At 72.2% G+C, this 22,628-nt stretch carries 20 protein-coding genes and 1 pseudogene; 12 read left to right on the top strand and 9 right to left on the bottom strand.

Translation table 11 applies throughout. The annotated features are described in order from the left end of the window. Nucleotides 1–23 precede the first annotated feature (23 nt). The 6 genes from ACFOX0_RS26750 (at nt 24) to ACFOX0_RS26775 (ending at nt 3,742) form a co-directional block, all read left to right on the top strand. Nucleotides 24–767, top strand: a complete 744-nt coding sequence (locus tag ACFOX0_RS26750; RefSeq protein WP_377551048.1) for a TIGR03943 family putative permease subunit — start codon at nt 24–26, stop codon at nt 765–767. An 87-nt stretch (nt 768–854) separates the two neighbouring features. Continuing rightward, on the top strand, nt 855–1,184 hold the full coding sequence (locus ACFOX0_RS26755; protein WP_377550962.1) for a putative quinol monooxygenase: 330 nt from the start codon (nt 855–857) through the stop codon (nt 1,182–1,184). A gap of 145 nt (nt 1,185–1,329) precedes the next feature. Next, nucleotides 1,330–1,602, top strand: a complete 273-nt coding sequence (locus tag ACFOX0_RS26760; RefSeq protein ID WP_377550965.1) for a PspC domain-containing protein — start codon at nt 1,330–1,332, stop codon at nt 1,600–1,602. A 129-nt stretch (nt 1,603–1,731) separates the two neighbouring features. Then, on the top strand, nt 1,732–2,103 hold the full coding sequence (locus ACFOX0_RS26765; RefSeq protein ID WP_377550967.1) for a type II toxin-antitoxin system RelE/ParE family toxin: 372 nt from the start codon (nt 1,732–1,734) through the stop codon (nt 2,101–2,103). Then, the gene (locus tag ACFOX0_RS26770) at nt 2,100–2,429 is read left to right on the top strand and encodes a helix-turn-helix domain-containing protein (protein WP_377550970.1); all 330 of its coding nucleotides are present in this window, start codon (nt 2,100–2,102) and stop codon (nt 2,427–2,429) included. Before ACFOX0_RS26765 ends, ACFOX0_RS26770 begins: the two co-directional genes overlap by 4 nt. 404 nt (nt 2,430–2,833) lie before the next feature. Continuing rightward, nucleotides 2,834–3,742, top strand: a complete 909-nt coding sequence (locus ACFOX0_RS26775; protein ID WP_377550972.1) for a hypothetical protein — start codon at nt 2,834–2,836, stop codon at nt 3,740–3,742. 105 nt (nt 3,743–3,847) lie between these two features. On the opposite strand, the gene ACFOX0_RS26780 is transcribed toward ACFOX0_RS26775, so the two are convergent. After that, on the bottom strand, nt 3,848–4,498 hold the full coding sequence (locus ACFOX0_RS26780) for a hypothetical protein (RefSeq protein WP_377550974.1): 651 nt from the start codon (nt 4,496–4,498) through the stop codon (nt 3,848–3,850). A 607-nt stretch (nt 4,499–5,105) separates the two neighbouring features. Between ACFOX0_RS26780 and ACFOX0_RS26785 the strand changes: the two genes are divergently transcribed. The 5 genes from ACFOX0_RS26785 (at nt 5,106) to ACFOX0_RS26805 (ending at nt 11,924) form a co-directional block, all read left to right on the top strand. Beyond that, complete coding sequence (locus ACFOX0_RS26785) at nt 5,106–6,950, top strand: AfsR/SARP family transcriptional regulator (protein WP_377550977.1); 1,845 nt, start codon at nt 5,106–5,108, stop codon at nt 6,948–6,950. Between the two features lie 87 nt (nt 6,951–7,037). Further along, nucleotides 7,038–8,585 (top strand): AMP-binding protein, encoded by a 1,548-nt coding sequence (locus tag ACFOX0_RS26790; protein ID WP_377551050.1) that lies wholly within the window; start codon nt 7,038–7,040, stop codon nt 8,583–8,585. Further along, nucleotides 8,582–8,803 carry an acyl carrier protein gene (locus ACFOX0_RS26795; protein WP_377550979.1) on the top strand — a complete coding sequence of 74 codons (222 nt, stop codon included), beginning with the start codon at nt 8,582–8,584 and terminating at the stop codon, nt 8,801–8,803. Before ACFOX0_RS26790 ends, ACFOX0_RS26795 begins: the two co-directional genes overlap by 4 nt. Further along, nucleotides 8,800–10,140 (top strand): flavin monoamine oxidase family protein, encoded by a 1,341-nt coding sequence (locus ACFOX0_RS26800; protein ID WP_377550982.1) that lies wholly within the window; start codon nt 8,800–8,802, stop codon nt 10,138–10,140. The genes ACFOX0_RS26795 and ACFOX0_RS26800 overlap by 4 nt, the downstream gene beginning before the upstream one ends. Then, complete coding sequence (locus ACFOX0_RS26805; RefSeq protein ID WP_377550984.1) at nt 10,137–11,924, top strand: class I adenylate-forming enzyme family protein; 1,788 nt, start codon at nt 10,137–10,139, stop codon at nt 11,922–11,924. Before ACFOX0_RS26800 ends, ACFOX0_RS26805 begins: the two co-directional genes overlap by 4 nt. 90 nt (nt 11,925–12,014) lie before the next feature. Here the strand turns inward: ACFOX0_RS26805 and ACFOX0_RS26810 are convergent, their stop codons facing one another. From ACFOX0_RS26810 to ACFOX0_RS26835, 6 genes and pseudogenes are all read right to left on the bottom strand, one after another. After that, nucleotides 12,015–13,235, bottom strand: coding sequence for an AMP-binding protein (locus tag ACFOX0_RS26810; protein ID WP_377550987.1), 1,221 nt, complete (start codon nt 13,233–13,235; stop codon nt 12,015–12,017). A gap of 113 nt (nt 13,236–13,348) precedes the next feature. Next, nucleotides 13,349–13,759, bottom strand: a pseudogene (paaI, locus tag ACFOX0_RS26815) (hydroxyphenylacetyl-CoA thioesterase PaaI); the annotation flags it as partial. Then, a complete protein-coding gene (locus ACFOX0_RS26820; protein WP_377550990.1) occupies nt 13,723–14,601 on the bottom strand; it encodes an SDR family oxidoreductase in 879 nt (292 codons plus the stop codon). The gene ACFOX0_RS26820 and the pseudogene paaI, both read right to left, overlap by 37 nt. Next, the gene (locus ACFOX0_RS26825; protein ID WP_377550992.1) at nt 14,598–15,908 is read right to left on the bottom strand and encodes an MFS transporter; all 1,311 of its coding nucleotides are present in this window, start codon (nt 15,906–15,908) and stop codon (nt 14,598–14,600) included. Before ACFOX0_RS26825 ends, ACFOX0_RS26820 begins: the two co-directional genes overlap by 4 nt. Then, entirely contained in the window at nt 15,905–16,912 is a 1,008-nt protein-coding gene (locus ACFOX0_RS26830) for an ATP-grasp domain-containing protein (RefSeq protein WP_377550995.1), read from the bottom strand. The genes ACFOX0_RS26825 and ACFOX0_RS26830 overlap by 4 nt, the downstream gene beginning before the upstream one ends. A 131-nt stretch (nt 16,913–17,043) precedes the next feature. Further along, entirely contained in the window at nt 17,044–18,657 is a 1,614-nt protein-coding gene (locus ACFOX0_RS26835) for an ADP-ribosyltransferase domain-containing protein (RefSeq protein WP_377550997.1), read from the bottom strand. Between the two features lie 176 nt (nt 18,658–18,833). On the opposite strand from ACFOX0_RS26835, the gene ACFOX0_RS26840 reads away from it, so the two are divergent. Further along, a complete protein-coding gene (locus ACFOX0_RS26840; RefSeq protein WP_377551000.1) occupies nt 18,834–19,511 on the top strand; it encodes a macro domain-containing protein in 678 nt (225 codons plus the stop codon). Between the two features lie 101 nt (nt 19,512–19,612). Here ACFOX0_RS26840 and ACFOX0_RS26845 read toward each other — a convergent pair whose 3' ends face one another. Together ACFOX0_RS26845 and recQ are read right to left on the bottom strand one after the other, a co-directional pair. Then, nucleotides 19,613–20,692, bottom strand: a complete 1,080-nt coding sequence (locus tag ACFOX0_RS26845) for an NYN domain-containing protein (RefSeq protein WP_377551003.1) — start codon at nt 20,690–20,692, stop codon at nt 19,613–19,615. A gap of 35 nt (nt 20,693–20,727) precedes the next feature. After that, entirely contained in the window at nt 20,728–22,575 is a 1,848-nt protein-coding gene (recQ, locus tag ACFOX0_RS26850; RefSeq protein WP_377551005.1) for a DNA helicase RecQ, read from the bottom strand. Nucleotides 22,576–22,628: the final 53 nt, after the last annotated feature.

Here is a 22,628-nt window from a genome sequence, read left to right on the forward strand (position 1 = left end):
ACCGACAAGCTCAAGCGGTGGTCATGTTGTTGCTCGGTGGCGCCGTGGTCAAGGCCAGCGTCACCGAGGTCTACCTGCGCTACGTCAAACAGGGTCTACAACCGTTCCTGATCGGCGCCGGCCTGCTGCTCGTCGTCGCCGCCGTGATGACCCTCTGGTACGACCTGCGTCCCAAGCCGGTCGCGCCCGCCAGATCCGACACCGACGAGCCGGGCGACTCCTGGCCGGACAGCGACGATCACGGACACCACCACGGCGGGACGGCACACCGTGAACCCCGGGTCGGCTGGCTGCTCGTCCTGCCCGTCCTCGGGCTACTGCTGGTCGCCCCGCCGGCCCTCGGCTCGTACGCCGCGGGACAGGCCGGCTCCGCACTCGCCGGGAAACAGGCGTCGGCCTACCCGCCGCTGCCCGCGGGCGACCCGGCGAGGGTTTCCGTACTGGACTACGCGTCCCGGGCCGTGTTCGACAAGGGCGTGTCGATCGGTGACCGCACCGTACAGCTCACCGGGTTCGTCGCCACCGGACCGGACGGGCAGCCCATGCTCGCCCGGATCATCCTGTCCTGCTGCGCCGCCGACGGCCGGCCGATAAAGGTCGGCCTCACCGGGCAGGTGCCGACCGGTGTGCCCGTCGATCATTGGATCGAGGTCACCGGCCGGTACAGTCCACGGACCGCCACCGACCCGGTCAACGACGCCCCGGTGCCGTACCTGGAGGTCACCGCCTGGCGGGAAATCCCGCCGCCGCACCAGCAGTACGAGTGACGGGCCGCGGCTCGCCGGCCGGGCCGGCGGGCCGTGCGGCACTAGGATCGGCCGGCGAGGGACCACCGACCGCAGGGAGGCGGGCACATGATCTTCATTACCGCGAGGTTCCGGGTGCTGCCCGAGTACGCCGACCGTTGGCCGGAGATCGCCGACGAGTTCACCCGGGCCACCCGCGCCGAACCCGGTTGCCTGTGGTTCCTCTGGTCCCGCAGCGTCGACGAGCCGACCGAGTACGTCCTGGTGGAGGCGTTCCGGGACGACGCGGCGGGCGCGGCACACGTCCAGTCCGACCACTTCCGGCGGGCCCGGCAGACCCTGCCGCCGCATCTCGCCGAGACGCCGCGGATCGTGAACACGACGGTGCCGCAGGACGACTGGTCACTGCTCGGCGAGATGGCCGTGCCGCAGCGCTGACCACCACCCCGCGCCGCCCTGCGCGGCCAGCCCCTGAGCTGGCGTGACGTCGATCATCGGGGTTGTTTCCGGGGCGGTCCCCGATGTGGGCGAGCGGCCGGGCGCGGGACGCTGGTGGCATCACATCGAGGGAGAGAAGGCCATCATGAACACCGTCCACGACTCGCTCCACCGGCAGGGCCTCACCCGGCCGCGCGCGGACCGGGTGCTCGGCGGGGTCTGCGCCGGACTGGGCCGCCGGTTCGGCATCGACCCGTGGCCGGCCCGGCTGCTGTTCGTCCTCGTCCTGCTGGTGATCCCCGGCAGCCAGATCCTGATCTATCCGATCCTGTGGCTCCTCATGCCGTCCGAGGATGTGGCCGTCACCGGCTCGTACACCACGCCGGGCCGGCCCACACCGCCCGGCCCGGCCGTCTGAGCCGGCCACACCGACCGGGTGCGGGCAGATCGATCCTCTGATCTGCCCGCATCATCACGTGCGGCCGGTCCCGTCAGTGATTCCCTCGTTGGCGAGTCAGCGACATAAGCCATGGTTTATAGTCTGGGTATGTGGGAGGTCGTGCTGGTCGCCTCGGTCGAGGAGTGGTTCCTCGACCTGTGCGAGTCTGATCCGATCAGCGCCAGTCGGGTAATGGAGGCGATCGACCACTTGGCGGAGGCTGGTCCCGGCCTCGGTCGGCCCATGGTTGATCGGATTCACGGCAGCCGGCTTCACAACTTGAAAGAGTTGCGGCCCGGTTCAGCCGGACGAACGGAGATACGCCTCCTGTTCGTTTTCGACGTCGAGCGGGAGGCAGTGATCCTGGTCGCCGGAGACAAGGCTGGCCGATGGAGCCAGTGGTACCGGGAGAACATCCCAGTCGCAGAGAGCCGGTACGAGGAATACATGACCGAACGGAAGAGTGAGGAGTGGTCATGACCGGGGGCCGGTGGAGTGATGTTAAGGCTGAGGCGATGGCCCGACAGCCGTGGCTCGCCAGCGCGGAAGCCCAGGCGCAACGGGCCACGATCCGCGCAGAAAATCTTGGTCGCATCCGGGGACACGAGTTGGCCGAGATGCGCAAGTCGGCGGGGCTCACTCAGGCTGAAGTCGCCGTCGCGCTCGGGGTCAGCCAGGCCAGGATCTCCCAAATTGAGCATGGCCAGGTCGACAGCTTGGACACCTTGCGTGCGTACGCCGAGGCGCTGGGCGCCGAGGTTTCCATCGTCGTGTCCCGAGGTCCGCTCACTCTGCGAGTCGCCTGACGGAACGGCGGTCGGCCATAGTACCGCCGGACCACAGGCTCCGAGAGTTCCAGTGTGGACGGTCCGCGCGACCGGCCTCTTGGGACACTCAGGGCCGAACGCTTGTCGTGGCCGAGATATTGCTGAAAGTAGTCGGCGGCACCGTTGAACCGCTCCCACGCCCGGTTGCGTACCTGTAGCCAGAGAGGATGACCATCCGGGCGCGCTGGTCGGGCCGGCCGGTTGGGGATCCGACCACTCGGTGTCGTAGGAGGCAACGGGTGCGTCGTCGCACCAGGGACGACGCGCCGTCGGTTGAGGCCAACTCCGGCGCACCGACGTCCTCTCGATCGTCATGTCGCACCGTCGGCGGCGTCCGCGTACGCGGATCGAGTCCTGTCCGCGGTCCATCGAAGGAGAGGTGCATGGTCAGCCGTACGCAAAAACAGGGGATCGCGAAGGTCGCCGGCATCGGCATCGTCGCAGCGGTGATCGTCGGAGCCGGGCTGCACTTCGCGTCCGCCGGTGAGGTCGCCAAGGCGCCCGCGGGCAACAAGGTCGCGGCGGCCGGAGCCCAGACGGTGAACTGCCCGACGGTACGCGGCCGGTTCGCCAACATCCCGGCCCAGGCCAGCGCCGAGGTGGAGCGGAACCTCGCCCAACTCGACGAACAGATCGCCGAGGCCAACAACCGGCTGGCCCAACTCGCCGTCAACCCACAGGGCGGACCGAACTTCATCCAGAACGCCATCCTCGGACCACTGAAGGACAAGCGCACAGCGGTACTGAACCGGATCGCCACCGCCATCGGCCGGGGCGACAACAACCGCCCCGACCCGCAACTCAACCTGGCCACCTGCGGCCTGAACGGCAACGCCGGAAACAACGGCAACGCGGGCAACAGCAACGCGGGGAACGCGGGCAACGGCAACGCGGGCAATGCCGGCAACGGCAACGCCGGCAACGCGGGCAACGGCAGTGCCGGTGCGGGTAACGGCAGTGCCGGTGCGGGTAACGGGGGCGCGGTGGCCGGGGCCCAGACGGTGAACTGCCCGACGGTACGCGGCCGGTTCGCCAACATCCCGGCCCAGGCCAGCGCCGAGGTGGAGCGGAACCTCGCCCAACTCGACGAACAGATCGCCGAGGCCAACAACCGGCTGGCCCAACTCGCCGTCAACCCACAGGGCGGACCGAACTTCATCCAGAACGCCATCCTCGGACCACTGAAGGACAAGCGCACAGCGGTACTGAACCGGATCGCCACCGCCATCGGCCGGGGCGACAACAACCGCCCCGACCCGCAACTCAACCTGGCCACCTGCGGCCTGAACTGAGCACCACCGACGAGACCCGCGCCCGGCGGAGGGCCCCCACCCCTGCGCCGGGCGCGACCTCGGGTACCCGCTCCCGGTCGGTCGTCCGGCGCCAGCGCGGCGGCGCTACGCCCTGGTTGGCCGGCTCGACCACAACGCCGCGGCCAGCCAGCACAACCCCACCCCGAGCAGTACGCCGTGCCCGATCCGGGCCGCCGGCGGGGTGTAGAACTGCGGCAGGAACAGCACGAACCCGAGCGCGTACGGCACCCCGCTGAACCGGGGCAGTACGCCCGAGCGCCAGACCGCGACGGCGGTCAGCACCGCGCCCACCGCCAGCAGCACCAGCCCGAGACCGAAGGTGGTGGCCGCGACGGCGCCGAAGCGGACCGCCTCGGCCAGGCCCAGGACGTCGAGATTCTGCCCGGCGCCGGCCTTACCGGCGATGGCGTGCAGCGCGAAGTCCTCCGCGCCGAAGTAGGGCAGCGTCAGCCCCGCCCCGATCCAGGTGGTCACCACGGCGGCCGAGGCGGACGACCCGGCCCGCCCGGTGCCCACCACGTGCCGCACGGAAAGTAGCCCCAGCGGCAGCAGGATGAAGCCGAGCATGGCGAACAGGTGAGCGGCGACCCAGGCCCCGGAACTCATCGAGGCGATCGCCCCGTCCGTCGTGGACTCGTCGTGCCAGGGCCGCAGGGCCGGGTAGAGGACGAACAGGACGCCGGCGAGGGCGAACGCGGCGGCGCCCGACCGAGGGCGCGCGAAGGGACCGGACATGAGGATGCTCCAACGATCGAGGGGTGGGTGTGGACCGGCGATCACGCTGCGCGGGCCGATCGGACGGTCCGCGGATCAGCTAGACCCCATAGCCAAAAAGCTAATACTATTAGCCTGCCGTGTCAACCCGGCCACGGCGGCACCACCCGTCGTGCCAGCGCGGCGGGGCCGACCCACCCGGGCCGACATCGGCCCCATCCGATCGGCCGAGCGGATCCGGCACGGCCCGGCGAAAAACCTGTACGACGATACGAGGAATAATCGGCCGCTCCGGTGAACGGCAATGAGAAATGCCGCCCACCACCCTTTACCGAAATGATTCGGACCGCTCGACTCCGATCCCCGGTGATATCCCCGGCATGACGGGGTCCGACCTCCATGTCAAGGTTGGCAGGCGTCCGGAGCACCGGAGCCACGCCACCGGCCCAATCCGTCATGACCGGGCGGAAACCGACAGTGATGGCTTGTCACGTTCCGCTGTAACCGGTTTATTAGCGGCGATTGCCTCGGCCGTCCCGTTACAGGGCAATGGTCGAGACACGCCCACATGGCGAGCCGTCGATATTCACGCTTGGATGACGTTCCCAGCGAATTCGCGGAGGCTCGGATGCTGCAGCTGCTCCTCCTCGGTCCGGTCGAGGTCCTCGTGTCCGGACTGGCGGTATCGCTGTCCCCGCTGCAGCGGAACCTGCTCGCCGTCCTGGCGCTGGCCGACGGTGCCGTGGTCTCCACCGAGCGGCTCGTCGACGCGCTCTGGGGCGACCACTACCCTGCCGCGCCCCGGTCCCGGGTGCAGGGCCTGGTCTCCGAGATCCGCCGGAAGGTGGGGGCGGCGCTGGTCACCCGGCACCCCGGCTACCTGCTCGACCCGACCGCCTGCGACACCGATCTGCGCCGGCTGACCGATGCGGTGCGTCGGGCCCGGCGGGCCGACCTGCCCGGTAGCACCGTCGCCCACCTGCGGGACGCGCTGGCGCTGTGGCGGGGCGAACCGCTGGCCGGGGTCTGCGCGCCGGGCGTCGAGGTGGACCGCACCCGGTTGACCGAGTTACGGGTGGGGCTGCTGGAGGACCGCTTCGAGGCGGAGTTGAAGCTCGGTCAGCACTACGAGCTGGTCGCGGAACTGACCGCAACCGCGGCTGCGCACCCGTTGCGGGAGCGGCTGGCCGGTCAGCTCATGCGCGCGCTCTACCGGTGCAACCGGCAGGCCGACGCGCTGCGGGTCTACCAGACGCTCCGTGACCAGCTCGCCGAGGAGGTCGGCAGCGACCCGTGTCCGGACCTGCGCGGCCTGCACGCCACCATCCTGCGCGGCGATCCGGAACGACCGCCGACGCCCCCCGGCGCCGCCGGCCCGGCCCCGCGCCCCGCGTTGACGCCGGCCCAGCTGCCCGCCGGGGTCGGCCACTTCACCGGCCGGGACGGCGAGCTGCGGGCGCTGGACCGGGCGGCCACCGGCCACCACGACGAGCCCCGGGTGCTGATCGTCTCCGGGCTCGGCGGGTTGGGGAAGACGGCGTTGGTGGTGCGGTGGGCCCGCTCGGTCGCGCACCGCTTCACCGACGGGCAGATCTTCGTCGACCTGCACGGCCAGGATCCGGTCCGGACGTTGAGCGGGCGGGCCGCGCTCGGCGCCGTGCTGGTCGCGCTCGGCGTACCGCGGGGGGATCTGCCGGACGGCCTGGACGAACGGCAGGCGATCTACCGCACGCTGGTCAGTGGGCGACGGGTCCTGATCGTGGCGGACGACGCCCGCACGGCCGACCAACTGTTGCCGCTCGTCCCGCCGACCGGCGCCAGCCAGTTGGTGGCGACCAGCCGGCTGCGGCTGGCGGAGCTGGCCGCCCATCACGCGGTGCACGCGCTGCCCCTCGCGCCGCTGGACCCACGGGCCACCCACGACCTGCTGGAACGGATCGTCGGCGCCGAACGGTTACGCGATCCGGCCGCGTCCCGGGTGGTGAACTGGTGCGGCGGTTACCCGTTGGCGATCCGGCTGGTCGGTTCGAAGTTGGCCGCGCGACCGGGCCAGGAACTGGCGTCGTTCGCCGACGAACTCGTGGAGAGCGCGGACGACCTGCTCGTGGGCGACCTGCGCAGCGTCCACGCGGCGCTGGCCAGCGCGCACCGGTCGCTGAGCCCGGCGGCCGCCCACCTGTTCGGCCGGCTGGGTCTGGACCCCAACTCGGCGCGGTGCATCCACACCACCGTGCCGACCGCGGACGCGAGCGCCCGCCGGGTCCGCCGGCTGATCGACGAGTTGATCGCGGTCAACCTGGTCGCCGAGGCCGGACCGGACTGCTACCGGTTCCATGACCTGGTCTACCGGTTCGCCCGCGCCCGGGGGGCGGAGCTCGTCGACCAGGACCTGGTCGACGAGTGGATGCGGCACCGCCGTACGGCCGCGGTGGCGGCGGTCGCCTGTGGCGGATCCGCACCCGATCCGCAGTGAATTCCGAGTCGTCGATGTGACCATTGCTCGCGTTCGTCTCCGGGGCCTACCAGGTGAGGTGGCATCATCGAGAACCTCGTCGACGCGATCCGCCACGCTGCCCGGGCGCGTCCGGACTCGCCGGCGGTCGTCCACAACGGGCGCACCATCAGCTACTCCCGATTGGTCGCCGCGGCGACCACGGTCGCCCACCGCCTGGGCCCCCGACCCGGGGTGGTGGCGGTGCCCGCGGGCCACGGGCCGGCCACCGTGGTCGGTCTGCTCGGCGTGTGGACCGCGGCTGGCACGTACTGCCCGGTCGATCCCGGCTTCCCGCCGGCCCGGCGACGGTCGATGCTGACCGCGGTCGGCTGCCGAACCGCCCTCGGCGCCGCCGCCCTGGACGCCGCCCTGGACGCCACCCTGGACGCCACCCTGGAGCCGGCCGCCCCGGCAGGACCGGCAGACCCGGCGGGACCGGCGGAACCGGCCGACCTCGCCACAGCCGGCCTGACCGACACCGACCCGGACGCGCCGGCCTACATCCTGTTCACCTCCGGCTCCACCGGCCGACCCAAGCCCGTGGTCACTCCGCACCGGGCCATCGGCAGCGCGGTGCCCGCGCTGGGTACGGCGTTCGGCCTCACCGCCGCCGACCGGGTGCTGCAGTTCGCGTCGCTGAACTGGGACACCTGCTTCGAGGAGATCCTGCCCACGCTGACCACCGGCGCGACGGTGGTCTTCGACGACGAGGCGTACACCGGCTCGTTCCGCCGGTTCCTGCGGATGGTGGACCGGCAGCGGCTCACGGTGCTGGACCTGCCCAGCGCGTACTGGCACGAGTTGGTGCGGCATCTGGTCGAGGAGCCGGCCGCGCTGCCGGACAGCCTCCGGCTGGTGGTGATCGGCGGAGAGGCGGTCAGCCCGGCGCGGCTGGCCGACTGGCGGCGCCTGGGCACCGACCGGATCCGGCTGCTGAACACGTACGGCTGCACGGAGACCACCCTGGTCACCCACGCCGCGGAGCTGCACGGCCCGCTGGCCGCCGGGACGACCGCATCCGCCGCCGGGACGACCGCGTCCGCCGGGCCGGTGCCGATCGGGCGGGCCCTGCCGCACGTCCGGGAACACGTCACGCCCGACGGTGAACTGCTGATCGGCGGGCCGGCGCTGGCCACCGGGTACCACGGCCTGCCGGCCGCCACGGCCGACCGGTTCACCACCCTGGACACCGGCGACGGGCCGCGCCGGTACTTCCGCACCGGTGACCGGGTCGAACGGCTGCCCGACGGCGCGCTGCTGCACCGGGGCCGGCTCGACCACGAGGTGAAGATCCGCGGGGTCCGGGTGGACCCGGGTGAGGTCGAGGCCCACCTGGCCGGCCACCCGGCGGTGGGCGCCGCCGCGGTGGTCGGGGTGGGCACGGCCGACCACGTCACGCTGGCCGCGTACGTGCTGCCGCTGCCGGGGACCGACACCGCCGGGCTGGCCCGCGAGCTGACCCGGTTCCTGCGCGACCGGGTTCCCGGGCACCTCGTACCCGGCCGGATCACCGTCGTGGCCGACCTCGCCTGGACGGCGAGCGGAAAGGTCGACCGGGCGGCGTCCCACCGCCGGCACACCACCGGGCACCATCCCAAGGAGGCAATCGCGTGACCGTCGACGGCATCTCGGACATCTTCCGCCGGGTTTTGGAGACCCCGGACATCGGACCGGAGTCGGACTTCTTCGACTCCGGCGGCGACTCGCTGCTGGCCACCCGGGTGCTCAGCGCCGTGGCCCGGACGTACGACGTCGAGTTGTCCTTCGACGACTTCCTGCTCGCCCCGACGCCGGGCACGCTGGCCAACCGGATCGCGAGCACCCTGCGGTGAAGGTCGTCGTCGTCGGGGCCGGACTGGCCGGCCTGACCGCCGCCACCCGGCTCGCCGCCGACGGGGTCGACGTGACGGTGCTGGAGGCCCGCGACCGGGTCGGCGGCCGGACGTACGGCATCGAGGTCTCCCCCGGCAGTTGGGTCGACGCGGGCGCGGCCTATCTCGGCGACCGGCACACGGCGCTGACCGCCCTGCTCGACGAACTCGGCCTGAAGACCGTGCCCACCTCGGTCACCGGGGACAGCCGGTTCGCCCTCGGCACGGCCACCGGCACCCGGCCCGGCCGGTTCCCGCCGCTGCACGCCGTCGCCCTCGGCGAGCTGTTCGACCTGCTCGACGAGCTGACCCGGCGGGTCAACCCGGAGGCGCCGTGGCTGACCCCCGACGCGGCCGAGCTGGACACGCTGACCGCCGCCCAGTGGGCCGAACGGCACATGAACCACCCGGACGCCCGGCTGTTCTTCCCGCTCTTCCTGGGCGAGATGATGGCCGCCGACCCGGCCGCCGTCTCCGTCCTGCACATGGCCTTCTACCTGCGTTCGGGCGGTGGGCTGCGGTACCTCAACGCGTTCGAGGGCGGCGCCCAGGACGCCCGGGTCGACGGCGGCGCGCACCAGGTGTGCGAGCGGCTCGCCGGCCGGCTCGGCGACCGGGTACGACTCGGCGAGCCGGTCCGCGCGATCGACCAGGAGGCCGCCGGGGTCACGGTGCGCACGACGACCGGCCGGTACGACTGCGCCGCGGTCGTGCTGGCGGTGCCGCCGCTGCTGGCGGACGCCATCGCGCACACCCCGGAACTGCCCGAGCGGCGGGCCGGCCGGCGGACCGCACCGGGCTGCGCGGTGAAGGTGCACCTGGTCTACCCGCGCCCGCTGTGGCGCGACCGCGGCCTGTCCGGCTGGTCGGTCAGCGCGGCCGGACCGCTGCTGTCCACCGTGGACGACTCGCCGGCCGACGGCGCCGTCGGCGTGCTCACCGGGTTCGTCACCGGCGCCGAGGCGCACCGGTTCACCGCCCTGCCGCACCAGCGGCAACGGGACGAGGCGGTGGCCCAGGCCGCCGAACTGTTCCCCGGGCTGCCCGCCCCGCTGCGGGTCGAGATCACCGACTGGGTGCACGAGGAGTACAGCCGCGGCTGCTACGCGGCCCTGTTCGGCCCCGGCGACTGGGTCCAGCACGGCGCGCACCTGACCACCCCGCACCACCGGGTGCACTGGGCCGGGACCGAGACGAGCACCGAGTTCTTCGGGCTCATGGAAGGCGCGATCCGCTCGGGCCTGCGGGCGGCCGCGGAGATCACCACCCACCACCAGAGCATCGGGAGACCACTGTGAGCGAGACCGCGCCGACGTCCGTCGCCCCGCTGGAGGCCCGGAAACGGCTGATGACCGAGCCGGACCTCGGTGCCGGCAACTTCCTGGCGTACGCCGTGGACAGCAACCCGAACCGGGCCGTGCCGTTCGTGTTCAGCCACCACACCGACCACCGCGGCCAGGTGGTGCTGCGCGGACACAGCCTGCTCGACCTGGCCGTGCTGCGCGACCGGTACGCGAAGTGGTACCACTCCAGCGGGGTACGCCCCGGCGAGCCGGTGGCGGTGGTGGTGGCCGAGGGGCTGGAACCGCTGCTGCACTTCCTCGCCCTGACCGCCCTGGGCGCCATCCCGGCGATGGTCAACGACGCGATGCGGCCGGACGTCATGCTCCGCTACCTGGAGCACGTCGGCGTGGTCGGTGTCGTCGCCGACGACACCACCCGGCTCGCCTCGGCCTACCGGGCCGACCCGCGCCGCCGCCCCCGGTTCCTCGCCCTGACCGCCGAAGTGCAGGCCTTCGACGCGGCGTCGGTCGAACTGCCGGCGCAGTACCCGTACCGGCCCGGGCCGACGGACGTGGTGGCGCTGATCCACTCCTCCGGCACCACCGGCACACCGAAGTCGACGATGCTCGCCCACCGGCAGTTCTGGGAGGGCAAGCAGCCGCGGATGGTCCGCTTCCCGGCCGAGCCGTACGACCGGCTGATGTCGCTGATGCCGCACACCCACGCCGGCGGGCTCAGCTACTTCCTCACCGCGGTCCTGCTCGGGCTGCCGACCGTGGTGATGGCCGACTGGCGCCGGGCGGCGGTGGAGCCGGTGATGGAGGTCTTCCAACCGACGATGATCGCCTCGTTCCCGCGTACCTTCGTGGAGCTGGCCACCGGCGAGCTGCCGGTCAAGGGCGCCGCCCGGGTGCACTCCTGGTTCAACACCGGCGACTCGGCGCACCACGGGCACATCCGCCGGCTGGTCCAGCTCGGCGAGCGGCCGGCCGGCCTGATCAAGCCGTGGCTGCTGCCCAGCGAGGCGGCGACGGAGTCGGCCCTGCCCGGTTCCCAGTTCGTCGACGGGCTCGGTTCCTCGGAGATGGGGATGGCGCTGTTCGGCGGGATCACCACGCCGGAGACCCCGCGCAACGACCGCTGCGTGGGCAAGCCGTTGGAGGTGGTCACCGCCGCCGCCGTGCTCGACGAGAGCGGACGGGAACTGCCGGACGGCACCGTCGGCCTGCTGGGCGTCAAGACGCCGTCCCGGACCCCGGGCTACTGGCACGACGCCCGGTTGACCGCCAGCTTCGAGCTGGACGGGTACTGGCTCACCGGTGACGTGGCCCGCCGGGACGCCGAGGGCAACTTCTACCACCTGGACCGCACGGTCGACGTCATCGACACCGCGACCGGCCCGGTCTACAGCCTGCCCGTGGAGGAGGTGCTGCTGGCCGACTGCGCGGACGTGGTCCAGGACTGCTCGGTGATCGGCGTGCCCGGCCCGGACGGCCAGGGCCAGGTGCCGATCGCGGTGGTGCGGACCCAGGCCGGTGCGCGGGACCGGACCGCCGAGGCGATCCGGGACAAGGCCAACGCCGAACTCGTCGCGGCCGGGCTGGCGCCGCTGGCCGCGGTGCGGATCGCCCGTACCGAACGGGACTTCCCGCTCGGCCCGACCGGCAAGGTGCTCAAGCGCGAGCTGCGGACCCGGTACGCCACCCTGTTCACCGAGCCGGCCGCATTCACCGAGCCGGCGGCGGAGCCGGCCGACCGGGTCGGCGCCGAGCCGGTGGCGGTCGGCGACCCGGCCTGACCGGCGGGTCCGCCGCGACGGACCCGCCGGGCCCGGACATCGGCCCCGGTGCGCGCCGCGCACCGGGGCCGTTCCGCACCGTGGGTCGGCTCAGCCGTCGCGGTGGACCAGGTTGCCGACCTTCCCGGTACGGGGATTGGCGATCAACGCGTCCACCACGGTCACCTCCAGCGCGTCGGGGTTGCGCTGGAACACGATGCTCGGGCCAAACCCGGAACCGAGCAGGTGCCGCCGTACCTGGTCGGCCAGGTCCGGCCCGGCGTCCCGGTCGGGCAGCACCAGCACCTCCAGCACGGCTCCCCGGTCGGCGGGTGCCCGGACGGCCAGTTGGGCCCGGGCCACGCCGAGTCGGGCCGCCACGTCGTCGACGAAGTCCGCGATGTTGAGCAGGTGGCCGCGGAACTTCACCAGCCCGTCCCGGCGGCCCAGCACCCGGACCGCGCGGCCGGGCCGGCCGCAGCCGCACTCGACGAACCGGCCGGCGTCACCGGTGCGGTAGCGCAGCACCGGGTTCAGCCCCTGCGGGTGCAGCGAGGTGAAGTCGAGCATCTCGTCCTCGCCGACCGCGATCAGCTGGGACGGCAGCGGGTGCCAGGTGTCCGCGGCGCAGTCCGGGGTGTTGGTCGCGATCACCCAGGTCTCGGTGCTGCCGAACATCCCCCACCGGCGGGCGTCCGGCGCGACCGCCCGCAGGTCGTCGTCGATCCGCGCGTCCCAGGCCTCGCCGAGCCACAGCACGGACCGCAGGTCGGGCAGCTTCACCCCGGCGTCCCGGGCGCTGGCGAACAGCAGCGCCAGCACGCTGGGCGTACCGCCGATCGCGGTCACCCCGCGACCGGCGAAGAACTCCAGCCACGGCACGTGCTCCTCCCGGCCCAGCGCGCCGACGTTCATCGCCGTGCAGCCGGTGTGGTCGACGTACGCGTTGACCAGGAAGTGCGCGCCCCACATCTTGCCCGCGCTCCAGCCGTTGACGAAGACGTCGTCCGGGCCGAGCGGCTGCCAGTGCTCGTACACCTCGCGCATGTACAGTCCGGTCGGCGCGTGACCGACCTGCGGCGCGCCGGTGCTACCGCCGCTCTGGAAGATCCAGGTGGCCCCCTGCGCGGCCCGGGGTCGCAGGTGCGCCAGGGCGGCCTGCAGGTCGTCCTTGCGCATCACCGGCACCGCCGCCAGGTCGGCCACCGAGTCGAGGTCGGCCAGCGCCGCGTAGCGGTCCGCCAGCGCCGGCACGGTCCGCAGGTCCGCCAGCATCCGGCGGGCCCGGTCCAGGCGCGCCGGGTCCAGGTCGGTCGCGAAGAATTCCACCATCGGTATCAGCTCCTGCTCGATTTGTCAGGCGGTCCTGCTCGATTGGTCAGGCGGTCCCTGGTCGAACGGTCGGGCGGTCCCTGCTCGGTTGTCGGACGGCGGGCCAGTGCCACGCTGTGGCCCCGGAACTCGGCGACCACCTCGCCGCCGGGCCGGCTGACCGTCACGTCGTAGATGCCGTTCGGCCCGTACCGGGCCCGCTGGACCGCCTCGGCGGTCAACTCCTCGCCCACCTCGACCGGCCGCAGGAACGTCACCTGCGCCCCGTGCGCCACGGTGACCGGGCCGGCCGCGTTGCAGGCGTACGCGAACGCGGCGTCGGCCAGCAGGAACAGGAAGCCGCCGTGCGCCAGGCCGTGCATGTTCGCCATCACCTCGGTCACCCGCATCCGCACCCGGGCCCGGCCGGCGCCGGCCTCGTCGAGGGTGATGCCCAGGTGCCGGCAGGCCGGGTCCCGGGCGTACCGCTCCCGGGCGTCGGCGGTGATCACGCCGCACCGTCCGGTTCCGGCCGGGCCAGCCAGGAGCGGGTCAGCGCCAGGATCTCCCGGCCCTCCGGGTCGACGAACTTGCGGCCGGCGTACTCCCGGACCCAGTCGCCGGTCGGGATTCGCAACGGCGGGTCCGGCTCGGTGAGCGCCCGCAGCACCACCTCGGCCACCTCGGTGGCGGTCTGCGCGCCGGGCCAGCCGGTCCGGACCACCCAGTCCAGGTACGGCTCCAGCACCGGCGCGTACGGGCCGGCGTCGGCCAGCAGCGACGCCCGGGTGACGCCGGCGTTGGCGGCGAACGCGGTCTCCAGCACCGGCCCCGGCTCGACCATCGTCACGGTCACCCCCACCCCGGCGGCGACCGGGGCGAGGCTCTCCATGAACCCCTCCACGGCGAACTTGGCCGCCGAGTAGCCCTCGTTGAACGGCTGGGCGATCAGACCCCGGCTGCTGCCGATGGTGACCACCCGGCCCCGGGCGGCCCGCAGGTGCGGCAGGGCGGCCCGGGTCACCGCCACCACACCGAGGAAGTTCACCTCGATGCCGGCCCGGAAGGTCGCCATGTCGGTCATCTCGACGGTCGGGAAGGTGTTGGCGATCCCGGCGTTGTTGACCAGCGCGTCCAGCCGCCCGTACGCCGACACCACGGCCCCGACGCAGTCGGCGACGGATGTCTCGTCGGTGACGTCGAGCCGGCGTACGTCGATCTCGACGCCGGCCTCGGCGGCGGCCTCGCGCAGCCCCGCGGACCGGTCCGGGTCGCGCATGGTGGCGACCGTGGTCAAGCCGGCGCCGGCGGTGGCCAGCGCGGTGCGCAGGCCGATCCCGGACGAGCAGCCGGTGATCAGCACGACCGGTTCGGTGTCGGGCGTCATGGCGTCCGCACGGGGGTGTCGTCGGAGTCGGCCGCGGCGGCGGCCCGTTGCTGCTCGCGGGCCAGCATGCGGTGCAGCGGGGCCAGCGGGACGGCCGCGAAGAAGGTGCCGATCAGCGTGCCGACCACCATCGTGATCCGGGTCGCGTCGAGGATCCCGAAGTCGGCGGTGAGCCACTCGACCATGACGCCGCCGACGAAGACGCTGAGCGGGATCACGCCCCAGGTGATGGTCCGGAAGGCGGCGTGCGAGACGGCCTGGTCGGCGGCCGAGACGCGGGCCTGCCGGACGGCCGCGGTGCTGACGTTGTACCAGACCATGAAGAAGCCGTAGCAGGCCAGCGTCGCGCCGATGACGACGGCGGACGGCAGCGCCGGCGCCGCGAGGATGCCCAGGCCGACCAGCGAGTGCAGGAAGATGGCCCAGGGCATCATCCGGGCCGCGCCGATCCGCCGGCTGACCCGCGGCGCCAGCAGGGTGCCGACCACCGCGCCGGCGGCGGCCACCGACATCGCCAGGCCCAGGGTGCCGACCGACAGCCCGAGCCCCCGGTACGCCAGCACCGGCAGCACGGTCACGAAGATCGGCCCGCCGATGTTGGCCAGCAGCGTGCCGAGCAGGGTGCCGCGCAGCACCGGGTCGGTCCAGTTCAGCCGGATGCCCTGCTTGAGCCGGGACCACATGGACTCCCGCCGGCCGGCGCCGCCACCGTACGGCTTCATGGCCCGGATGCTGCCGGCCGAGAACAGGAAGGTGACGGCGTCCACCAGCAGCGAGGCCATGCCGAGCAGTTGGTAGAGGCCGCTGGCGATGGCCGGCCCGATCACCTCCGAGGTGGTCCGGCTGGTCTCCAGGTTCGCGTACGCCCTGACCCGCCCCTCGGGGCGGACGATGGACGCGATGGTGGCGGTGTAGCCGATGTTGAAGAAGACCGAGGTCGCGTTCGACACCGCCACCACGACGAACAGCAGCGGTACGGAGAGGAAGTCCAGCCAGTAGGCGACCGGGAGCAGCCCGATCAGCAGAAACCTGACCAGGTCACAGGTGATCAGCGTGGCCCGCAGGTCCCACCGGTCCACCAGCATCCCGGCGACCAGGCTGAGCAGCGGGATCGCCAGGTACTGCGCCATGCTGACCAGGCCCACCTCGAACGGCGAGGCGTGCAGCACCAGGATCATCACGGTCGGCACGACGAACAGATTGATCTTGTCGCCGACGTTGCTGACCGTCTGGCCGGCCCACAGCAGGTTGAACTCCCGGCCGAGTGACTCCCGGCCGGCTCGGTCCGGTGCGGCTGCTGTTCTCATGCGGCGCCCGGCGCGGCGCCGGCCAGCCGGCGCGCGTGCCCCCGCCGGTACGCCTCGAAGCGCGCCCGGATCAGGTCCCGTTGGGTGCGGACCGCCTCCGGCGAGCCCGGGTCCGGGCACATGATGCTGCCGTCCAACTCGATCTCGGACAGCCAGAACCGCTCCCCGTCGTGCAGGAAGTCGACGCAGAGGAAGGGCACCGGCAGCTTCTCCGCCATCCAGGCGACCGCCTCGGTCAGCTCGTCGGGCAGCGGCGCGTACCGGAGTCGGCCGCCGGTGGTGAACTGCGGGTAGAGCGCGCCGTCGCCGGGCGTACGGACGAGCACGGTGACCGGTTCGCCGTCCACCAGGTGCACCCGGTAGTCCGCGGTGCCGGCACCGAGGTACGGCTGGAACACCAGCGTCGTGTCACCACCCTGGGCCAGGCTGAGCAGCCCCCGTACGTCGTGCGGGTCGCGGGCCAGGTTGATCCCCCGGGACGCGCACCAGCCGGCCGGCTTGGCCAGCGCCGGGTACGGCAGGTCCCGGATGGCCGCCTCGTACTCGTCGTAGACCAGGTCCCGGCCGGACCCGATCCGGACGGTGGGGATCGGCGGGATCGGGCAGTCCCGCAGGAACAGGATGGTGGCCAGCTTGTCGTTGCAGACCGCGGCCAGGGCCGGCGGGTGCGGCAGGTAGAAGCCGACCTGCTCCAGCACCGCGTAGAGGGTGAACTGGTTGAACACGTCCGCCGCCTGGTAGGGCAGCGAGTAGAGCGAGGTGACGAAGAGGGTGTCGGCCGGGGTGACCGGCTCGCCGTCGATGTGCACCTTCGGCGCGTGCGGGTCCAGCGCGTCAACCGTCACCGCCTCGGGGGCGACCCGGTCCCAGGACAGGTCGAGTTCCTTGGCCACCTCGACGTACGTGTCCCAGAAGGCCGCCGCCCACTTGGCGCCGGTCCGGGTCGACTCCCGGTCCGGGAACAGCCAGCACATCCGTCGTAACGTGGTTGTTTCCTCGGGCATCGTCCACCACTCCGCTCAGGACCCGGACACCGTCGCCGACGGCGAAACTCGCCGAATTCTGGCAACGGTTGCTACGGATCCGCTGCGAACCCGATACGGATCCACCAGCGGCGCCCGGCCGGCGGCCGCGCTCAGGCCACCATGTTCTGCTCGGTCAGCTCGGTCAGCCGCACGGTGCACAGCCCGTTGCGTTCGGCCCGCACGTCGGTCACCGCGAGCTGGGTGCCGGGGGCGAGGATGAACTCCTCCTCGCCGCTGAACGCGGAGAACCGGCGGATGCCGACCGCCCGGACCGGGGTCACCTCGAACAGCGTCCGCCGGCCCCGGCCACCCATGAAGCCCTGCGCCACACCGAGCTTCGACGTGCAGGACGAGACGCCCCACCAGGTCACCGTCCGGCCGACCGGGTACTGCGCCCGCAGGTCCAGGGCCACCCCGCGCCACAACGGCTCGGTGCGCACCGGCAGCCGCGACACCGCCGAGAAGAGCAACCGCAGGTACGGCAGGTACGGGGCGATCCGGCCGCGGTCCGGGTTCCGCAGGGTGGCGTTGATCTGTCGGTAGAACGCCGACTCGCAGGTGTAGAGGTGGAGCGCCGCCGCCTCGGCGGCGGACAGCACGTCGGGCCTGTCGTCCGCCTGCTGGAGCCCGAACTCGTGCGACCGTTGCACCTGCCAGTCAAGGCCGGACAGCACCTTGGTGACCGGGGCGAGCGCCTGCGGGAAGTCCATCAGCGGGGTGTCGAAGACGCCCGTGATGGCCGGCAGCGCCAGGCCCTCGTCCTTGACGCTGGCGAGCCGTTCCAGGTAGAGCTTGTGCAGCTCCATAGTGGACGCGATGAACTCACCCATCCGGCCGGCCGTGCCGGCCTCGGGACCGCCGACCCGGCCGCTGTTCCAGCCCTTGCTGGGCAACCAGTCGATGTCGTCGGCGCCGAGGCCGCGCAGGGCGTCGTTCACCAGGGCGAAGTGGTCCCCGTCGCAGAAGATGTCGCCCTGCGCGGCCGGGTTGGGGTGGTCGATGTGGCGGACGGCCACTGCCGGGTACCGCTTCTGCAACCGCAGCACGACGTTTTTCAGGCTCCGGGCGTGCGCCCCCCACCAGGCGAACACCACGCCGCGGTCGGCCTCGTCGGTGGCGTGCTGCTTGGCCCGCAGGATCTCCTCGATCAGCCGCTCGACCACCGGCCGCCAGAACCCGGTGTGCTGGTCGGTGGCCAGCGCCCCGTCGCTGCTCGCGGTCAGCGCGGCGTTCAACAGCAGTACGCCCTGGGTGAGCATCGCCTGGAACCACTCCGGCGGCTGCACGGTGTCGTTCTTCCTCAGCAGGGCGCGGATGTCGGCGATCGGGGTCCTCTTGGGAATGCCGTACTTCCACATCGCCGCGGCCTTGATGATGCAGCGGATGCTGACCACCCGGCCGAACTGGCTGTCCTGCCAGTTGTGGAAGGTGTTGTCGAACATCGCGATGCCGGTGGCGCTCTCCGGCCGGGGGTACGGGTTCTGGCCGAAGACGACGACCTTCCACTTCTCGGGCGGATGGGGCTTGAGCGCCTGGAAAGTGAGTTCCCGCACCGGTACCACGTTCGGTCCGCGCCCGGGCCCGATGAACGTGGCCGCGTTCGGCTGCCGCTCGACGACCGGCTTCAGCAGCGGCAGCCACGGCTCGCCGCCGCCGGCGAAGAGTTCGGTCAGGGCAAGCGGGTCGTCCGGGTGGGGCGGCGTGGGAACGTTGCTGTCACTCATCGTCGGCTCCGTGTCCTCTCAGCACATCCTGGTGCGCGTCCGGTGGGCCGGCGTCGCCCTCCGGCTGCCGCGAGACCTTATGCGACAGCCCCGACAACACCCGCACCGCTTGTGTCGTACCGGGCCGGTAACGTGCGGACCGTCCAAGACCCCTCGACGACGACCGGAGTGAGCCCATGTCCGTCCATCCCGTACCGACCGGCCTGCGGGTGGTCCTCAGTGACATCAACGCCAAGGTGGTGCAGTCCTGGCTCGGCGCGTTCGCCGACAGCCCGGACGTGGAGATCGTCAAGGGCTCCATCATCAACCAGCAGGTCGACGCCTGGGTCAGCCCCACCAACTCGCACGGCGCGATGAACGGCGGGGTGGACGCGGCCATCAAGCGGCACCTCGGCGCCGGCATCCAACTTCGCGTCCAGCGGGCCATCCGGGACCGGTTCGGCGGTTCGCTGCCGATCGGCAGCGCCGTCTGCGTGCCGTCCGGCGCGGCGAACCCGAAGTTCCTGATCTCGACGCCGACCATGCAGCAGTCGGTGGAGAACGTCCGCGAGACGTTGAACGTCGCACTGGCCTGCGCCGCCGCTTTCCAGGCCGTACACATGCAGAACCAGCGGGAGCCGGGCAGCATCGCGTCGGTGGCGCTGGTCGGCATGGGCGCGGCGACCGGCAAGGTGCCGCCGCAGGTGTGCGCCAACCTGATGTGGGCGGGCTACACCCTCTTCCACGACTACGCCTTCGACGACTACGACGAGCTGCGCAGCACGGTGACCGGGCAGCTCGGCGACATCGAAACCCGCCCCGTCCATCAGCGGGTGCGTATCTCCCCGCCGGCCACCCGCCGCTCGCGCCACTGACCCGGCCGGCGGTGTCGCGCCGCCGACTCACCGGGCGGCGGGAACGGCCGGGTCAGCCGGCGGCGCGGGCCGCGGGGTCCAGCGGACGGCGAGCCGACGGATCACACGGTGAGCAGGTAGTCGTCCGCCTCCGGGCTCCACTCCAGTCCGACCGCGCCGCTGGTGGCGGCCGCCTTGCAGAACTGCAGGAAACTGCGGTAGCCGAGCTTCTTCTCGCTGAAGTCGGGGCGTACCCGCAGCAGTTGGTTCTTCAGGCCGGACAGTGCGGCGGCGCCGCCGCCGCGGGTCAGGTCCTGGACCACCGACCGGAGCACCCCGAACGCCACCTCCCGGTCACCGTGCTCGGGCAGCGAGACCTCCGGGTCGCCCTTGGCCGGACCCTCGGCCAACTCCACCACGTTACGTCCGGCGAGATGCCGCATGAGTTCGCCGAAGGCGCGGAACCCGTAGTCGGACTCGCTGAAGGTCGGGTCCTTGCGCAGCAGGGTGCGCTTCAACGTCGACGCGGTCACCGCGCCGCTGGAACTGCCCTGCAGGCCGGCCACGGTCTGGGCGACCAGGACGGCGAGGGTGTCGACGTCGCGTACCGGCTCCTCGACCACCGGCGGCTCCTCGACCGTCCGCGGTGCCTCGGGCTCCGGCCGGGTCTCCGCGGCGGGTGCCTTGCCGGCCCGACCGCGCCGGGCCTTGGTCGGCGGCGGGACCTCGACACCCTCCAGCCGGTCGTAGTAGAGGAACTCGTCGCAGGCCGGCGGCAGCAGCGCCGAGGTGGACTTCTCCACCCCGACCCCGATCACCCGCTTGTTCAGCTCGCGCAGCTTGTGCACCAACGGGGTGAAGTCGCTGTCCCCGGTGCAGATCACGAAGGTCGAGATGTATTCGCGCTCGAAGGCCAGCTCCACCGCGTCGACCGCCATCTTGATGTCGGCGGCGTTCTTGCGGGAGGCGCCCATCCGCTGGGGCATCTCGATCAGTTCGACGTGCGAGCGGGTCAGCATCCGCCGGTCGTCGTCGAAGTACGACCAGTCCGCGTACGCCCGGCGCACGACGACCCGGCCCCGCTCGGCCAGCGCGTCGGCGATCGGCCGGATGTCGAAGGCCATCCCGCCCAGGTGTTCCCGCGCGCCCAGGGCCAGGTTCTCGTAGTCCAGGAACAGGGCGATCCGGTCTTCGTGATCCACCCGAGCAGCCTACGCCCGAGCCGGCCGGCACCGGCTCATCCCCGCGCGAGTACCGCGAGGAGTTGTTCGCCGTACTTGGCGAGCTTGTTCTCCCCCACGCCGTTGAACCGGGACAACTCGGCCAGCGAGGACGGCGGCTCGGCGGCGATCTGCCGCAGCGTCGCGTCGTGGAAGATCACGTATGCCGGGACGCCCTGCTCCTTCGCGGTGGCCGCGCGCCACGCGCGGAGCCGCTCGAAGACCGGCGCGGCCTCGGCGGACAGCTCGACGGCCGCGGCGGCGGCCGACTTCGTCTTCGCCTTTGCGGCCCGCGACCCAGCCGCCGGCCGGGCCGCCTCCCGGCGCATCGGTACGTCGCGTCGCCGGCTCAACACCTCGGCGCTGGTGTCGGTCAGCACCAGCGTGCCGTAGTCGCCCTCCACCGCGAGCAGCCCCTGGGCCAGCAGTTGCCGGACCACCCCACGCCACTCGGCCTCGCTCAGCTCGGTGCCGATGCCGAACGTGCTGAGCTGGTCGTGGCGGTGCTGGGTGACCTTGTCGGTGCTCCGGCCGAGCAGGATGTCGATGCTCTGCCCGGCGCCGAACCTCTGGTTGCGTTCCCGGTGCAGCCGCAGCACGGTCGACAGCAGCTTCTGCGCGGCCTCGGTGCCGTCCCAGGACTCCGGCGGGCTGAGGCAGGTGTCGCAGTTTCCGCACGGCTGCGCCTGCTGGCCGAAGTAGTTGAGCAGTTGCACCCGGCGGCAGCCGACCGTCTCACAGAGCGCCAACATGGCGTCCAGGTGGGCGGCGAGCACCCGACGGCGGGCCAGGTCACCGTCGGACGTCTCGATCATCTTGCGCTGCTGCACCACGTCCTGCAGGCCGTAGGCCAACCAGGCGGTGGACGGCAGCCCGTCCCGGCCGGCCCGGCCGGTCTCCTGGTAGTAGCCCTCGACCGACTTCGGCAGGTCGAGGTGCGCGACGAACCGGACGTCCGGCTTGTCGATGCCCATCCCGAAGGCGATCGTGGCGACCATGATCAGGCCGTCCTCGCGCAGGAAGCGCTGCTGGTGCGCGGCGCGGGTGGCCGCGTCCAGGCCGGCGTGGTACGGCAACGCCGGGATGCCGTTGGCGACCAGGAACTCGGCCGTCTTGTCCACCGACGCGCGGGACAGGCAGTAGACGATGCCGGCGTCCCCGGCGTGCTCACCGCGCAACAACTCCAGCAGCTGCCTGCGCGGCTCCCGCTTCGGCACGATCCGGTACTGGATGTTGGGCCGGTCGAAGCTGGCGACGAAGTGCCGGGCCGCGGTCAGGTCCAGCCGGGTGGCGATCTCGGCCGCGGTCGCGCTGGTCGCCGTCGCGGTCAGGGCGATCCGCGGTACGTCCGGCCAGCGCTCGTGCAGCATCGACAGGCCGAGATAGTCGGGCCGGAAGTCGTGGCCCCACTGGGCGACGCAGTGCGCCTCGTCGATGGCGAACAGCGCGACCCGGCCCCGGTCCAGCAACTGCGCGGTGCCCCGGCCGCCGAGCGCCTCGGGGGCCAGGTAGAGCAGGTCCAGCTCACCGGCGAGGAACGCCTTCTCCACCCCGCGCCGGGTCTCGTAGTCCTGGGTCGAGTTGAGGAAGCCGGCGCGGACGCCGACCGCGGTCAGCGCGTCGACCTGGTCCTGCATCAGCGCGATCAGCGGCGAGATCACCACCGCCACGCCGGGCCGGACCAGCGCCGGGATCTGGTAGCACAGCGACTTGCCGCCGCCGGTGGGCATCAGCACCAGCGCGTCCCCGCCGGCCACCACGTGCTCGATGATCTCCTGCTGGTTACCCCGGAAGGTGTCGTAGCCGAAGATCCGCCGCAGCACGTCCAGGGGCGCCCCGGCGGGCACGTCGGTGAGGGAATCCATGGCGGGGCATTCTACGAGGCTCCCCCGACGCAACCGGTCCGACACGGAGGGTG

This window comes from Micromonospora zhanjiangensis (genome assembly GCF_042650605.1).
Classification (GTDB): domain Bacteria; phylum Actinomycetota; class Actinomycetes; order Mycobacteriales; family Micromonosporaceae; genus Micromonospora_J; species Micromonospora_J zhanjiangensis.

Excerpts from the sequence above, each read along its gene's own strand:
- ACFOX0_RS26750 (WP_377551048.1), top strand. The coding sequence starts at position 24 with ATGTTGTTGCTCGGTGGCGCCGTGGTCAAGGCCAGCGTCACCGAGGTC.
- ACFOX0_RS26755 (WP_377550962.1), top strand. The coding sequence starts at position 855 with ATGATCTTCATTACCGCGAGGTTCCGGGTGCTGCCCGAGTACGCCGAC.
- ACFOX0_RS26760 (WP_377550965.1), top strand. The coding sequence starts at position 1,330 with ATGAACACCGTCCACGACTCGCTCCACCGGCAGGGCCTCACCCGGCCG.
- ACFOX0_RS26765 (WP_377550967.1), top strand. The coding sequence starts at position 1,732 with ATGTGGGAGGTCGTGCTGGTCGCCTCGGTCGAGGAGTGGTTCCTCGAC.
- ACFOX0_RS26770 (WP_377550970.1), top strand. The coding sequence starts at position 2,100 with ATGACCGGGGGCCGGTGGAGTGATGTTAAGGCTGAGGCGATGGCCCGA.
- ACFOX0_RS26775 (WP_377550972.1), top strand. The coding sequence starts at position 2,834 with ATGGTCAGCCGTACGCAAAAACAGGGGATCGCGAAGGTCGCCGGCATC.
- ACFOX0_RS26780 (WP_377550974.1), bottom strand. The coding sequence starts at position 4,498 with ATGTCCGGTCCCTTCGCGCGCCCTCGGTCGGGCGCCGCCGCGTTCGCC.
- ACFOX0_RS26785 (WP_377550977.1), top strand. The coding sequence starts at position 5,106 with ATGCTGCAGCTGCTCCTCCTCGGTCCGGTCGAGGTCCTCGTGTCCGGA.
- ACFOX0_RS26810 (WP_377550987.1), bottom strand. The coding sequence starts at position 13,235 with ATGGTGGAATTCTTCGCGACCGACCTGGACCCGGCGCGCCTGGACCGG.
- ACFOX0_RS26820 (WP_377550990.1), bottom strand. The coding sequence starts at position 14,601 with ATGACGCCCGACACCGAACCGGTCGTGCTGATCACCGGCTGCTCGTCC.
- ACFOX0_RS26825 (WP_377550992.1), bottom strand. The coding sequence starts at position 15,908 with ATGAGAACAGCAGCCGCACCGGACCGAGCCGGCCGGGAGTCACTCGGC.
- ACFOX0_RS26830 (WP_377550995.1), bottom strand. The coding sequence starts at position 16,912 with ATGCCCGAGGAAACAACCACGTTACGACGGATGTGCTGGCTGTTCCCG.
- ACFOX0_RS26835 (WP_377550997.1), bottom strand. The coding sequence starts at position 18,657 with ATGAGTGACAGCAACGTTCCCACGCCGCCCCACCCGGACGACCCGCTT.
- ACFOX0_RS26840 (WP_377551000.1), top strand. The coding sequence starts at position 18,834 with ATGTCCGTCCATCCCGTACCGACCGGCCTGCGGGTGGTCCTCAGTGAC.
- recQ (WP_377551005.1), bottom strand. The coding sequence starts at position 22,575 with ATGGATTCCCTCACCGACGTGCCCGCCGGGGCGCCCCTGGACGTGCTG.